Source organism: Zoogloea sp. 1C4, assembly GCF_009469605.1.
Taxonomy (GTDB): domain Bacteria; phylum Pseudomonadota; class Gammaproteobacteria; order Burkholderiales; family Rhodocyclaceae; genus Zoogloea; species Zoogloea oryzae.
Genome location: NZ_SSXU01000015.1, coordinates 37700 through 50981, shown reverse-complemented (window position 1 = coordinate 50981; position 13282 = coordinate 37700). Strand labels below are relative to the sequence as shown.

At 68.3% G+C, this 13282-nt stretch carries 14 protein-coding genes; 3 read left to right on the top strand and 11 right to left on the bottom strand.

Annotation, left to right across the window (positions count from 1 at the left end; all coding sequences use genetic code 11):
- Positions 1-4 precede the first annotated feature (4 nt).
- The 3 genes from ahpF to GH681_RS16655 all read left to right on the top strand — a co-directional run bounded on the left by ahpF (position 5) and on the right by GH681_RS16655 (position 2963).
- Positions 5-1549 carry an alkyl hydroperoxide reductase subunit F gene (gene ahpF, locus GH681_RS16665; RefSeq protein ID WP_153162635.1) on the top strand — a complete coding sequence of 515 codons (1545 nt, stop codon included), beginning with the start codon at positions 5-7 and terminating at the stop codon, positions 1547-1549.
- 132 nt (positions 1550-1681) lie between these two features.
- Positions 1682-2485: a glycoside hydrolase family protein gene (locus tag GH681_RS16660; RefSeq protein WP_228111946.1), complete on the top strand. Its 804-nt coding sequence runs from the start codon at positions 1682-1684 to the stop codon at positions 2483-2485.
- Entirely contained in the window at positions 2469-2963 is a 495-nt protein-coding gene (locus GH681_RS16655) for a lysozyme inhibitor LprI family protein (protein WP_153162634.1), read from the top strand. Before GH681_RS16660 ends, GH681_RS16655 begins: the two co-directional genes overlap by 17 nt.
- Here the strand turns inward: GH681_RS16655 and GH681_RS16650 are convergent.
- The 11 genes from GH681_RS16650 to GH681_RS16600 all read right to left on the bottom strand — a co-directional run bounded on the left by GH681_RS16650 (position 2957) and on the right by GH681_RS16600 (position 13255).
- A complete protein-coding gene (locus tag GH681_RS16650) occupies positions 2957-3157 on the bottom strand; it encodes a hypothetical protein (RefSeq protein ID WP_153162632.1) in 201 nt (66 codons plus the stop codon). The genes GH681_RS16655 and GH681_RS16650 overlap by 7 nt on opposite strands.
- A gap of 8 nt (positions 3158-3165) precedes the next feature.
- Positions 3166-4074 carry an oxygen-dependent coproporphyrinogen oxidase gene (hemF, locus tag GH681_RS16645; protein WP_153162630.1) on the bottom strand — a complete coding sequence of 303 codons (909 nt, stop codon included), beginning with the start codon at positions 4072-4074 and terminating at the stop codon, positions 3166-3168.
- A 46-nt stretch (positions 4075-4120) separates the two neighbouring features.
- The gene (locus tag GH681_RS16640; protein WP_153162629.1) at positions 4121-4486 is read right to left on the bottom strand and encodes a 5-carboxymethyl-2-hydroxymuconate Delta-isomerase; all 366 of its coding nucleotides are present in this window, start codon (positions 4484-4486) and stop codon (positions 4121-4123) included.
- A gap of 3 nt (positions 4487-4489) precedes the next feature.
- On the bottom strand, positions 4490-5779 hold the full coding sequence (gene purD / locus GH681_RS16635; RefSeq protein ID WP_153162627.1) for a phosphoribosylamine--glycine ligase: 1290 nt from the start codon (positions 5777-5779) through the stop codon (positions 4490-4492).
- A 13-nt stretch (positions 5780-5792) separates the two neighbouring features.
- Positions 5793-7373, bottom strand: coding sequence for a bifunctional phosphoribosylaminoimidazolecarboxamide formyltransferase/IMP cyclohydrolase (purH, locus tag GH681_RS16630; RefSeq protein WP_153162626.1), 1581 nt, complete (start codon positions 7371-7373; stop codon positions 5793-5795).
- 55 nt (positions 7374-7428) lie between these two features.
- Complete coding sequence (locus GH681_RS16625) at positions 7429-7668, bottom strand: helix-turn-helix domain-containing protein (protein ID WP_153162624.1); 240 nt, start codon at positions 7666-7668, stop codon at positions 7429-7431.
- Entirely contained in the window at positions 7665-8690 is a 1026-nt protein-coding gene (gene dusB / locus GH681_RS16620; protein WP_153162622.1) for a tRNA dihydrouridine synthase DusB, read from the bottom strand. The genes GH681_RS16625 and dusB overlap by 4 nt, the downstream gene beginning before the upstream one ends.
- 97 nt (positions 8691-8787) lie before the next feature.
- Positions 8788-9480: a monofunctional biosynthetic peptidoglycan transglycosylase gene (gene mtgA / locus GH681_RS16615; protein ID WP_153162621.1), complete on the bottom strand. Its 693-nt coding sequence runs from the start codon at positions 9478-9480 to the stop codon at positions 8788-8790.
- An 11-nt stretch (positions 9481-9491) separates the two neighbouring features.
- The gene (gene aroE, locus GH681_RS16610) at positions 9492-10313 is read right to left on the bottom strand and encodes a shikimate dehydrogenase (RefSeq protein ID WP_153162620.1); all 822 of its coding nucleotides are present in this window, start codon (positions 10311-10313) and stop codon (positions 9492-9494) included.
- Positions 10314-10317: 4 nt separating this feature from the next.
- Positions 10318-11277, bottom strand: coding sequence for an energy transducer TonB (locus tag GH681_RS16605; RefSeq protein WP_153162619.1), 960 nt, complete (start codon positions 11275-11277; stop codon positions 10318-10320).
- A gap of 7 nt (positions 11278-11284) precedes the next feature.
- Positions 11285-13255, bottom strand: a complete 1971-nt coding sequence (locus GH681_RS16600; protein ID WP_153162618.1) for a ribonuclease catalytic domain-containing protein — start codon at positions 13253-13255, stop codon at positions 11285-11287.
- Positions 13256-13282: the final 27 nt, after the last annotated feature.

Genomic DNA, 13282 nt, shown 5'->3' with positions numbered 1-13282 from the left:
CGTCATGCTGGATGCCGACCTCAAGAACCAGTTGCAAGCCTATCTGACCAGGGTGAGCCGCCCGGTGGAGATCGTCGCGTCCCTCGATGACAGCGACACCGCCCGCCAGATGCGCGAACTGCTGCAGGAGATCGCCAGCCTGTCGCCGCTGGTCAGCCTCGTCGAGCGCGACGACGGCGCCGAGCGCAAGCCCTCGTTCCGCATCACCCGCCCGGACGAGCCGATCGGCATCCGCTTCGCGGCGATCCCCCTCGGCCACGAATTCACCTCGCTGGTGCTGGCCCTGCTGCAGGTGGGCGGCCATCCGCCCAAGGTGAGCGACGAGGTGCTGGCCCAGATCCGTGACCTCGACGGCGAGTACAACTTCGTCACCTACATTTCGCTCTCGTGCCAGAACTGCCCGGAGGTCGTCCAGTCCCTCAACCTGATGGCGCTGGTTAATCCGAAAATCCGCCACGAGACGGTGGATGGTGCGCTGTTCCAGGATGAAGTGACCCGCCTGCAGATCATGGCCGTGCCGACCATCCTCCTCAACGGTCAGGAGTTCGGCCAGGGCCGGATGGAGCTCGAGGAGATCCTCGCCAAGGTCGATTCCGGCGCCGAAGCCCGCGCCGCCGCGAAGATCGCCGCCAAGGAAGCCTTCGACGTGCTGGTGGTGGGCGGTGGGCCGGCCGGCGCGGCGGCGGCGGTCTATGCCGCGCGCAAGGGCATCCGTACCGGCGTGGTCACCGAGCGCTTCGGCGGGCAGGTGCTGGATACACTCGCCATCGAAAACTTCATCTCAGTGAAGGAGACCGAAGGTCCGCGCCTCGCCGCGGCGCTGGAGGAGCACGTCAAACAGTACGCCGTGGACATCATGAACCTGCAGCGCGCCGAGGCTCTGGTGCCGGGCGAGCTGATCGAGGTGAAGCTGGCGAGCGGCGCGAGCCTGAGGTCGAAAACGGTGATCCTCTCTACCGGCGCCCGCTGGCGCGACATGAACGTGCCCGGCGAGACCGAGTACCGCACCAAGGGCGTGACCTACTGCCCTCACTGCGACGGCCCGCTCTTCAAGGGCAAGCCGGTGGCGGTGATCGGTGGCGGCAACTCGGGCGTCGAGGCGGCCATCGACCTCGCCGGCGTGGTGGCCCACGTGACCCTGCTGGAGTTCGACAGCAAGCTGCGCGCCGACGCGGTACTGGTGAAGAAGCTCGAAAGCCTGCCCAACGTGAAGATCATCGTGAACGCCCAGACCACCGAGGTGAATGGCGACGGCCAGAAGGTGACCGGCCTCACCTACAAGGATCGCGTCTCCGGCGAAATGCATCAGGTGGCGCTGGCCGGGATCTTCGTGCAGATCGGCCTGCTGCCCAACACCCAGTGGCTGAAGGGCACGGTCGAGCTGTCGTCCCGCGGCGAGATCATCGTCGATGACCACGGCCGCACCTCGGTGCCGGGCGTGTTTGCCGCCGGTGACGTGACCACCGTGCCTTACAAGCAGATCATCATCGCGATGGGCGAGGGCGCCAAGGCGTCGTTGTCGGCCTTCGATCACCTGATCCGCAACTGAGCGCCGGCAGTTGCCGGCAAAGGCCTCCCGGGTGTTGCCGCCCGGGAGGCCTTTTTGCATTCTCGTCCTGGTTGCTGCCGGTGGGGCTGGCTATAGTGAGATGGCGTATCCATTCCTGTTGGGGAGAGGTTCATGGCCAGTCTCACACGTGCGGTCGGGCGCGGCGCCGACAAGCCGCTCAAGCGCGAAGTCCTGCTCGTCCAGCAGCTGCTCAACCGCCATCGACCGCCGTCCCTGCCGAGGATCGCCGAAGATGGCGGCCAGGGCGATGAAACCTACGGCGCCATCGAGGAGTTCCAGCGCCGGGTGATGAAGCTCAAGAAGCCCGACGGCCGGGTGGACCCGGGTGGCAAGACCTGGCAGGCCCTCAACCAGCCGCCCGCGGTGGTCGTCACCCCTACGCCGCCGACCCAGCCGCCTGCCGCCCAGCCGACCGGCTCGATGCGCATGAGCACGGCTGCGCGGGAGCTGCTGCGCAAGCTCGAGAGCCTGTTCCTGTTCACCTACGACGACCAGACCGGCAAGGCGACCCATGTGTGGGTGAAGGGTGCGACGATCGGCTATGGCCACCTGATCGCCAAGGCAGAATGGGATACCTACAAGGGTGGCATCACCGAGGCGGGCGCCAACGCGTTGCTCGACAAGGATCTGCAGCCCTTCGAGGCGGCGGTGAATTCGACGATCTCCGCTAGGCTCAGCCAGAACCAGTTTGACGCGCTGGTGATCCTCACCTTCAACATCGGCGCGGCCAACCTGGCCCGCTCGTCGGTGGCAAAGATGGTCAATGACCCCACCGCCCAGACCATGTATAAGACGCTGGAAGCGGCCTGGAAGTCCTGGAACAAGTCCCAGGGCAAGGTGATGCTGGGGCTCGAGCGGCGCCGGCAGTGCGAGTGGAACGTCTATTCCCTGGGGAAATATGAGAAGAACTGGTGAGTGTTTTCCGGCCTGGCTGGCCGGTTGGGCGCTGGTGCTTGCGCTGGGCTTGCCCGCAGGTGCGGCGCTGGCCATCGACAACCCGGACCGGCCCGATCCGGTGGCCGAGTTTGCGACCCGTGCGGGCGACTTTGAAACTCGCATCGCTGGCGCGGGGACGGACCGGGATGCCTTGGCGGTTTATGCCCAGTACGAGCAGTTTCTCGACCGGGAGCTGAACCTCGCCTACACCGCGCTGGTGCGCCAGGGTCGCGACAGCCGTCGGCAGGATCTGGTGCGCAGCCAGAAGAGCTGGCTGATCTTTCGCGACGCGGAGCTGCGCTTCATCGCCAACAACTGGACGCCGCAGGATTTTGGCTCGTCGTCGGCCACGTCGCGGGCGGCGTACCGGGCCGCGCTGATCCGCGGGCGGGTGGAGACGCTGCTGGGCTATCTGCGCAGTTATCCGCCGGGCGGGCTCGTCGCGCCGGCTCACTGATCCGTGGCGGTCGGCTTGCGAGCCCGGACAAAGCGAAGCCCGACACCGATCGCAATCATTCCCAGCAATCCGGCCAGCAGCAGCTTGCCGAGGATCAGTGCCATCGGCACGCCAAGGGCTGACAGCACGCCGATGCCGAGCTCAAAGCCCGTCGCCAGCTGTGCCTTGAGCTGCTGGCGGGCGGCGTCGAACATGGACCTGGTCAGGCCCAGTCGCGCGGGACGAGGAAGTCGGTGTACAGCCGGGCTTCGGGGCTGCCGGCTTCCGGGTGCCAGTCGTAGCGCCACTTCACGATGGGCGGCATGGACATGAGGATGGATTCGGTGCGCCCGCCGGACTGCAGGCCGAACAGTGTGCCGCGGTCGAAGACGAGGTTGAATTCGACGTAGCGGCCGCGACGGTAGGCCTGGAAGTCGCGCTCCCGCTCGCCATAGGGCGTGTCGCGGCGGCGTTCGACGACGGGGATGTAGGCCGGCAGGAAGGCGTCGCCGACGCTGCGGGTCATGGCGAAGGCGGCGTCGAAATCCACCTTGCCGTCGGCGCCGTGGTCGTCGAAGAACAGGCCGCCCACGCCGCGGGGCTCGTTGCGGTGCTTGAGGAAGAAGTAGCGGTCGCACCAGTCCTTGAGGCGCTGGTATTCGGCCTCGCCCCAGGGCAGAACGGCGGCCTTGCAGGTGGCGTGGAAGTGGCGAACGTCTTCCTCGAACGGGTAATAGGGGGTGAGGTCCATCCCGCCGCCGAACCACCACACGTCGGCCTTGCCCGGGGCCGAGGCGATGAAGAAGCGCACGTTCATGTGCACCGTGGGGCAGTACGGGTTGCGCGGGTGGAGCACCAGTGAGACGCCCATCGCCTCGTAGCTGCGGCCGGCGAGTTCGGGCCGGGCTGCGGTGGCGGAAGGCGGCAGGCCTTCGCCCATCACGTGGGAGAAGTTGCAGCCGCCGCGCTCGAAGAAGTTGCCTTCCTCGATGAGACGGGTAAGGCCGCCGCCGCCGGCGGGGCGGGTCCAGCTGTCGGTGACGAAGGGCTTGCCGTCGAAGGCTTCGAGGGCGCCGACGATGCGCTCCTGAAGGTCGAGGAGATAGGCTTTGACAGCGGCGCGGTCAGGCATGGGTGGGCTCCGGGGATGGAAAAAACCGGCCAGCGGCCGGCAGAGATCAGGCGCCGGGAATGAGGCGCTTCGAGTAGGTGTCGCGATCCATGTCGCGGGCTTCGGAGGTGATCTGCACCACCTGCGGGCCAGGTGCGACGAGGGGCGCGATGGCGTCCACCAGGGCGGCGGTGAGGCGCTGCTTGGTGGCGCTGTCGCGACCGGAAAGCAGGGCCAGCCCGGCGTGGATGAAGCCGTGATCGGCACCGCTGCCGACCCGGAAGTGCTCGACGGGCATCAGGCGGGCCTTGATGGCGTCGGCGGGGGCGAACACGCCGCTGGCCACCAGCGCGTCGGTGGCGGCGACCAGCACCGCGACCGGGTCGAACCGGCCGGCGATGTTGGTGCTGTACTCGATGCGCAGGTGGGGCATGGCTCAGCCCTTGCGGGCGACGGCGCGGTAGCCGATGTCGCGGCGGCACTGCATGCCGTCGAAGTGGATCTGGTCGAGCTGTTCGTAGGCGAGTTTCTGGGCGCTACGCACGTTGTCGCCCAGGGCGGTGACGCACAGCACGCGGCCACCGTTGGTGACGACCTGGCCGTCCTTCTCGGTGGTGCCGGCGTGGAAGACGTGCACGTCTTCCGGGGCGCTGGCGGGCAGGCCGTGGATGGCGTCGCCCTTGCGGGGGCTGTCCGGGTAGCCGGCGGCGGCCATCACCACGCCGAGGGCGAAGCGGCGGTCCCATTCGGCTTCGATCTTGTCGAGCTTGCCGGCGATGGCGGCTTCGACGAGATCGACCAGGTCGGTCTTGAGCCGCATCATGATGGGCTGGGTTTCCGGGTCGCCCATGCGGCAGTTGAACTCGACGACGCGCGGTGCGCCCTTGGCGTCGATCATCAGGCCGGCGTACAGGAAGCCGGTGTAGGGCAGCCCTTCGGCGGCCATGCCGACGAGGGTCGGCATGATGATCTCGCGCATGGCGCGGGCGTGGACTTCGGGCGTGACCACCGGGGCGGGCGAGTAGGCACCCATGCCGCCGGTGTTGGGGCCCTGGTCGGCGTCACGCAGGCGCTTGTGATCCTGGGAGGTGGCCAGCGGCAGGGCGTGGCGGCCGTCGGCCATCACGATGAAGCTGGCTTCCTCGCCGTCCATGAACTCCTCGATCACCACCCGCGGGCCGCGCTCGTCGTACTGCACGCCCAGCGTGTTGTGGGTGAGCATGGCGTCGATGGCTTCGTGGGCTTCGTCCGTGGTCATCGCCACCACGACGCCCTTGCCGGCAGCCAGGCCGTCGGCCTTGATGACGATCGGCGCACCTTCGGCGTCCACGTAGGCGTGGGCGGCGGCGGAGTCGGCAAACGTCTGGTACTTGGCCGTCGGGATCTTGTGGCGGATCAGGAACTGCTTGGCGAAGTCCTTGGAGCTTTCGAGCTGGGCGGCGAGCTTGGTCGGCCCGAAGATCGGCAGCCCGGCGGCGCGGAAGGCATCCACCACGCCGGCGGCCAGCGGTGCCTCGGGGCCGACGACGGTGAGGGCGATCTGCTCGCGACGGGCGAGCTCGATGAGCTCGGGGATCGCGGTGACGGCGACGTTCTCGATGCCGGGCTCACGGGCGGTGCCGGGGTTGCCCGGGGCGACCAGCACCTTCTGCACGCGCGGCGAGCGGGAGAGCTTCCAGGCCAGCGCGTGTTCGCGTCCGCCGGAGCCGATGACGAGGATCTTCATGGGTGTGCCCGGATCAGTGACGGAAGTGGCGGAAGCCGGTGAGGACCATCGCGATGCCCTGCTCGTCGGCCGCGGCGATCACTTCGGCGTCACGCACCGAGCCACCCGGCTGGATGACGGCGGTGGCGCCGGCCTGGGCCAGCACGTCGAGGCCGTCACGGAACGGGAAGAAGGCATCCGACGCGACCACGCAGCCGGGGATCACCAGGCCGGCGTTCTCGGCCTTGATCTTGGCGATGCGGGCGGAATCCACGCGGCTCATCTGGCCGGCGCCGACGCCGATGGTCATGCCGTCCTTGCAGTAGACGATGGCGTTGGACTTGACGTACTTGGCCACGCGCCAGGCGAACAGCAGGTCGCCGAGCTCTTGTTCGGTGGGCGCGCGCTTGGTGACGACCTTCAGATCCGCCGCGGTGATCGGGGCGAAGTCGGCGCTCTGCACCAGCAGGCCGCCGCCGACGCGCTTGTAGTCGGGCTGCTTGACGGTGCCCAGCGGATTGACCAGCACGCGGACGTTCTGCTTGGCCTTGAGGAGCTCGAGGGCTTCGTCGGTGTAGGCGGGGGCGATCAGCACTTCGAGGAACTGGGCGCTGACGGCTTCGGCTGCGGCGCGGTCAACGGTGGTGTTGAAGGCGATGATGCCGCCGAAGGCGGAGGTGGGGTCGGTGGAGAAGGCCTTCTTGTAGGCTTCCAGCGGGCTGGCGGCGACGGCCACGCCGCACGGGTTGGCGTGCTTGACGATCACGCAGGCCACAGTGTTGGCAACTGAGTCGAAGGCCTTGACGCATTCCCAGGCAGCGTCGGAGTCGGCGATGTTGTTGTACGACAGCTCCTTGCCCTGCAGCTGGGTGTAGGCGGCGATGGCGCCTGCCTGAGGCTCGGATTCGCGGTAGAAGGCGGCGGTCTGGTGGGGGTTCTCGCCGTAGCGCAGATCCTGCACCTTGTCGAAGGCCAGCTGGAAGCGCTCCGGGTAGGCCATCTTGCTGCCGTCGTCGGCGAGGGCCGTGAGGTGGTTGGAGATCGCCGAGTCGTAGCGGGCGGTGTGGGTGAAGGCCTTGCGGGCGAGGTCGAAGCGGGTCTTGTAGCTGAGCGCGCCGCCGTTGGCCTTGAGCTCGGCGACGATGCCGGCGTAGTCGGCCGGGTCGGTCACGATGCCGACGCCGCCGGCTTCATTGCCGTGGTTCTTGGCCGCGGCGCGGACCATGGTCGGGCCGCCGATGTCGATGTTCTCGATGGCGTCTTCGAGGCTGCAGTCGGGCTTGGCGACGGTGGCCTGGAACGGGTAGAGGTTCACCACCACGAGGTCGATGCGCGGGATGCTGTGCTCTTCGAGCTTGGCCAGGTGCTCGGGCAGGTCGCGACGGGCGAGGATGCCGCCGTGGACCTTCGGGTGCAGCGTTTTGACGCGGCCGTCGAGCATCTCGGGAAAGCCGGTGTAGTCGGACACGTCGGTGACCGGCAGGCCGGCATCGCGCAGGGACTTGGCGGTGCCGCCGGTGGACAGCAGCTTGATGCCGAGAGCGGACAGTTCGCGGGCGAATTCGATGACGCCAGTCTTGTCGGAGACGCTGAGCAGGGCTTGGGTGACTTTCATGGGGTGTTCTCTGGATGGCCGCGGAGGACGCGGCTCGAAAATGACGGAAAGGCGATTACAGGAGTTCGTGCTCGGACAGCTTGCGCCGCAGGGTGTTGCGGTTGATGCCGAGCATCTCTGCGCAGAGGGTCTGGTTGCCGCCGGCCTGCTTGAGGACGAACTCGAGCATCGGGCGTTCGACGTTCTTGATCACCATCTCGTAGAGGGCGTTGGGCTTCTCGCCGTCGAGATCGCGAAAGTAGGTGTCGAGGGCGCGGCAGACAGATTCCGCGATGTCATTGCTGGTGCTGCTCATGCTGCAAGCTCCTGAGGGAATTCTTCTTCGGTGTAAACCAGGCGGCTGTCTCTGTCGGCGAGCCGGCCGAAGAACTCGTCAATGGCGGCAATCTGTTCTTGTACGGTGGGCAGGGTGTTCATGACGCGGCGGAACTGCGCCGATCCGACCAGACCCTTGGTGTACCAGCTGATGTGCTTGCGGGCGACCTTGACGCCGGTGTCTTCGCCGTAGAAGGCGTAGAGATCGGCGAGGTGGTCCTTGCACACCTGGAGGATTTCGGAGACGAGCGGGGGAGGAAGCTCCTCGCCGGTCTTCAGGAAGTGTTCGATCTCGCGGAAGATCCACGGGCGGCCCTGGGCCGCGCGGCCGATCATCACGCCGTCGGCGCCGGTGTAATCCAGCACGAACTTGGCCTTCTGGGGCGTGGTGATGTCGCCGTTGGCGATCAGCGGAATGCGCACGCGGGTCTTGACGTCGGCGATGGTGTCGTACTCGGCGTCGCCGGTGTACTGGCAGGCGCGGGTGCGGCCGTGGATGGCGATCAGCTGGATGCCGGACTCTTCGGCGATGCGCGCGATGGTGGCGGCGTTTTTATTGGCCTTGTTCCAGCCGGTGCGGAACTTGAGGGTGACCGGGGTGTTGCCGGCGGCGCCGACGACGGCTTCGAGGATGCGGGCGACGAGGGGCTCGTCCTGCATCAGCGCGGAGCCGGCCATCACGTTGCAGACCTTCTTGGCCGGGCAGCCCATGTTGATGTCGATGATCTGGGCGCCGCGGTCGACGTTGTGACGGGCGGCCTCGGCCATCATGGCCGGATCGGCGCCGGCGATCTGCACGGAGATCGGATCGGCTTCGCCGTCGTGGTTGGCGCGCCGCTGGGTCTTGGCGCTGCCGTACAGCAGGGAGTTGGACGTGACCATCTCGGAGACGGCGAGCCCGGCCCCCATCTTCTTGCAGAGCTGGCGGAAAGGACGGTCCGTCACGCCGGCCATGGGCGCAACGAACAGATTGTTTCGCAAGGTGAATCCGGCGAATTGCATCGGGGGAGGCGGTGCTTGGGAAAACGCGACATTCTACCCGAAGGGCGGGACGTCGGGCAGGGGCTCAAGTTCCGCAAGGAGGGCGCGACGGCGCTTTTCAGGGCACGTCGGAGTACTGCATGCGCCCCTGGATGCGGGCCGCGTGGGCGGCCAGGCGGGGGCTGAAATTCTTCTCGTACTTGCGCGGATTGGGGAGCATCACGGCCAGCCGGGCGGCCTGGTTGGGCGCCAGCTGCGCCGCCGGGACGCGGAAGTAGCGCTGGGCGGCGGCCTCGCAGCCGAATATGCCGTTACCCCATTCGACCACGTTGAGATAGACCTCGAGGATGCGCCGCTTGTCCCACAAAGTCTCGATCATCACCGTGATGATGGCCTCTTCGAGCTTGCGGAAGTAGCTGCGGGCGGGGCTGAGGAAGAGGTTCTTGGCGAGCTGCTGGCTGATCGTCGAGCCGCCGGCGACGGGCTTGCCCTTCTTCTGGTTCTTCTCGATGGCCTTCTGGATGCCTTCCCAGTCGAAGCCTTCGTGATCGACGAACTTGTCGTCCTCGGCGGCCACCACGGCGCGCTTGAGGTGGATCGAGATGCGCTCGTAGGGCACCCAGCGGTAGTGGAGCTCGGCGTCGGGCTTGTCGGCGGCGAGCTCGTCCAGGCGCAGGCTCATGAAGCTGGTGCCGGAGGGCGGGTTCCACTTCCACCACAGCACGTGGCCGAGCAGCCAGACCTGATAGGCGACGAACAGCAGCACCAGCGCCACGAGGGCGCGCCGTGTCCAGTGCCAGACTCGGGCCATGGCGGGCGGGCTCAGAGGCTGGCGCGCAGGTCGGCGAGCACCGGGGCCGTCTCGGGGCGCACGCCGCGCCACAGGAAGAAGCTCTCGGCGGCCTGTTCGACGAGCATCCCCAGGCCGTCGGCGCGGCGAGCGGCGCCTTGGGCGCGCGCGGCGGCGAGGAAGGGCGTCTCGCCCTTGCCGTACATCATGTCGTAGGCGAGGCTGCCGGGGGCGTAGAGGCCGGCGGGCAGATCGGGCGCGGCGTCCGACAGGCTGGCGCTGGTGGCGTTGATGACCAGGTCGAACTGCTGGCCGGCAAGCTGGGCGAGGCCGCTGCCGGTGGGCGCGACCGTGCCGGCGGTGGCGAACTCGTCGGCCAGCTCGGCGGCCTTGGAGGCGGTGCGGTTGGCAATGGTGAGGCTGGCCGGGCGGGCGTCGAGGAGCGGCAGCACGGTGCCGCGGGCCGCGCCGCCGGCGCCGAGGAGCAGCACCCGCCGGCCGGTCACGGCGAAGCCGAGATTGACGGTGATGTCGCGCAGGATGCCGGCGCCGTCGGTGTTGTCGCCGAGGGTGCCGTCAGCGCCGAAGGCCAGGGTGTTCACCGCGCCGGCGGCCTGGGCGCGGGGGGTGAGCCGGTCGGCCAGGTCGAAGGCTTCGAGCTTGAAGGGGACGGTGACGTTCATCCCCCGTCCGCCGGCGGCCTGAAACTCGCGCACGGTGGCGGCAAAGCCGTCGAGGGGGGCGAGCAGCGCCTCGTAGCTGAGCTGCTGGCCGGTCTGCGCGGCGAAGGCGGCGTGGATGCGGGGCGACTTGCTGTGGCCGATCGGGTTGCCGATCACGGCGTAACGGTCCATCGGGTCAATCCTTGCGGGCGGAGGTCTGCAGCATGTCCGCGTTGGTGAATGTCCAGGTGCGGGTGATCTCGATCACGTCGGTGTCCTTGCGGATGTCCGGCGGGAAGGCGGCGTAGGGCGCGGCGAGCTGCACGATGCGGCGGGCGGCGTCGTCGAGGAGCTTGTGGCCGGAGGAGCGGAGGATCTCGACGCTCTCCACATTGCCGTCGGCGCGGATGGTGACCGACAGCAGCAGGCTGCCGTAGAGCTTGCCCCGGGCGGCATCGGGGTAGTTGAGCGTGCCGACGCGCTCGATCTTCTGGCGCCAGTCCTCGGCGTACTGGGCGAAGCGGTATTCGTGGGCGCGGGCGCCGATGAACTTCTTGCGCGGCCGCGAGGCGTAGTCCATCAGATCCTTGTCGATCTGGGCCTCGATGCGGGCAACCGCGGCGGAGCTGTCGAGGAGGTCGTAGCCGGACACCTGGCGCGGGGCCTCGGAGGGGTTGGCGTGGCGGGGATCGACGGCGAGCGCGGCCTTGGCCTGCCTGGTGGTCATCGCCTGGACCTGGGGTGCCTGCTGCTGTTCGCTGCGGCGCTGGGCTTCGATCAGGCTGTCGCCGGCGCGGGTCTGCTCCATGGGCGGCAGTGGGGTGGCGGGACGGGCCTTCTTGTCGGAGTTGCCGCCGGCGTCGAGGTTGGTCTGGGCGAGGATGTCGGCGGTGTCGGGGCGCTGGGCATGGCGGGAATTGACCAGCACGACCTCCAGCCCCTTGTCGTTGCGCTTGAACTTGGCCGGGTCCGGCATCACGAAGTGGATCGACAGCAGCACGGCGTGGATCGCCAGCGAGATGCCGACGCCCCATTCGAGCGCATAGCGCGCCGACCGCCCGGCGAAGGTCGGCCACGCGCCGCCCGCGCCGGCGGCAGGGCCGGAGACGGGCGTCGGGGAGGGCGACGGGGCGGGCGGACGTTGGAGCGGCTGCATGGCGGACTCAGGCGGCGGGCGGGGCCTCGGTGGTGGCGACGGGGGCCTCCGGCGCTGAGGGCGCAGCCTCGGCCTCCGGCAGGTCTTCGTCGTCGATCTCGATGGGCTCGCTGCCGGCCGGCGCGAGGGTTTCGAGATAGGTGGCGCGCACGTCCACGTCGATCAGGTCGGTGCTGTCGATGGCCAGCTGCACGCGGGTGCCCGGCGGCAGGGTGGGCATCGACGGAACCTTGAAGATCAGCGGGATGGCTTCGAGGCGCACGAGGCTCTCGCGCAGCACCCGGGCGCTCATGGCCGGGTGGCCCTGCTGGCGCAGCCAGCGCAGGCACCAGTAGCGCTCCATGCCGCGCTGGAACTCGGCGTAGGCGGCGTAGGTGAGCTCGAAGTCGCGCATCGCAGCGATCAGCTCGGGCGACTTGGGCGGGAAGGCCGGCGTGCTGCCGCTGAGCCAGCCGATGAGCTGCCATTGATTGACCAGATCCACGTAGCGCCGCAGGGGCGAGCTGGACCAGGCGTAGCAATCGACGCCGAGGCCTTCGTGGGGCGCAGCGGCGGTGGTCATGCGCACCTTGCCGCCGGTCTGGGCCCGATACAGGGCCGGGATACCGGCGTCGGCGAGGGCTTTGCCCCAGGTGCTGTTGGCGGCGATCATCAGCTCGGCCACCAGCTTGTCGAGGGGCGAACCGCGGGAGCGGCGGCCGATCTCGATGCGGCCGGGCCCGTCGGCGGTGGTTTCGGACCAATCGACGCTGAAGTTGAAATCGACGAGGTTCTGGTTGGCGGCGGGCTTGCCGCGGCCGGCTTCGAGCACGGTGGCGAGCTCCCACAGCAGGGTGAGCTCGGTCTTCCAGGGGAAGTCCGGGCCGCCTTCGGCGAGGGTGGTCTCGTTGAAGACCGGCTCGATGTCGTGGTGGCGCAGGTTGGCGACCACCGGCACGCGCTCGATGCGCGAGTGGTTGCCGGTGACGATGAGGTCGCGGCTCACGTCGAGATAGAGCGACAGCGCCGGGCAGTCGCGGCCTTCGCCCAGGGTGAAGCCCTCGACGATGGCGTCGGGCAGCATGGTGATCTTGTTGCCCGGCATGTAGACCGTCGACAGGCGCTCGCGGGCGATGGCGTCGAGGCTGGAATCACGGCCGAAGCCGAGGCCGGGCGCGGCGATGTGGATGCCGATGCGCCAGCCGCCATCGACCGGCGTGACCGAGAAGGCGTCGTCAATCTCGGTGGTGGCGGCGTCGTCGATGGAGAAGGCGCGCACGTCGGCGAGCGGCAGGTCGGTCGGCGCGACCGGCGGCTCGAAGGCCGGGAAGTCGGTGCCCGCGGGGAAGTACTCGAACAGGAAGCGGTCGAAATGCAGCTCGTGGGACGAGGCCAGCGCGCCACAGGCGAGCAGCAGCCGGGCCGGCGATTTGCCGCTTTCGGCACAGGCGGCTTCGAGGGCCTTGGTTTCGAGGCGGTTGCGGTCGGGTTTGTAGAGCAGCTGACGCACCAGCGGCTTGAGCTCTTCGGGCAACTGGCCGGCGAGGAGTTCGTCGCGCATCCGCTCGACGGCGGCGGCCTGCTGGCGCTTCTTCTCGAGGCCGGCGAGGGCGGCCTGGAGGATCTCGGCCGGAGCCTTGCGGAAGCGGCCGCGGCCCTTGCGGTGGAAGTAGATCGGCGCGGCGTGCAGGCGCAGCAGCACTGCGGCGGATTCGACGGGGCTGGGCTCGTGGCCGAAGTATTCGCGGGCGAACTCGGCAAAGCCGAACTCGTCGTCGCCGCAGACTTCCCAAAGGAATTCGGTGTCGAGGCCTTCGGCCTCGGTCTCGGCGCGGTCGAGCAGATCGCCCGCACCCGGCTGCGCGAAACGCATCAGCACGTGGTTGCTCTTCAGCTTGAGGCGCTTGCCGTGGGGTGTTTCCACCTGCAGGGAGGCGTCGTTGTCGGTCAGGATGGTGCCGGTCTTGAAGGCACCATCCTCTTCGAAGAGCAGGTTCATGGGGCGGTCGCGCAGGGAAAACGACCG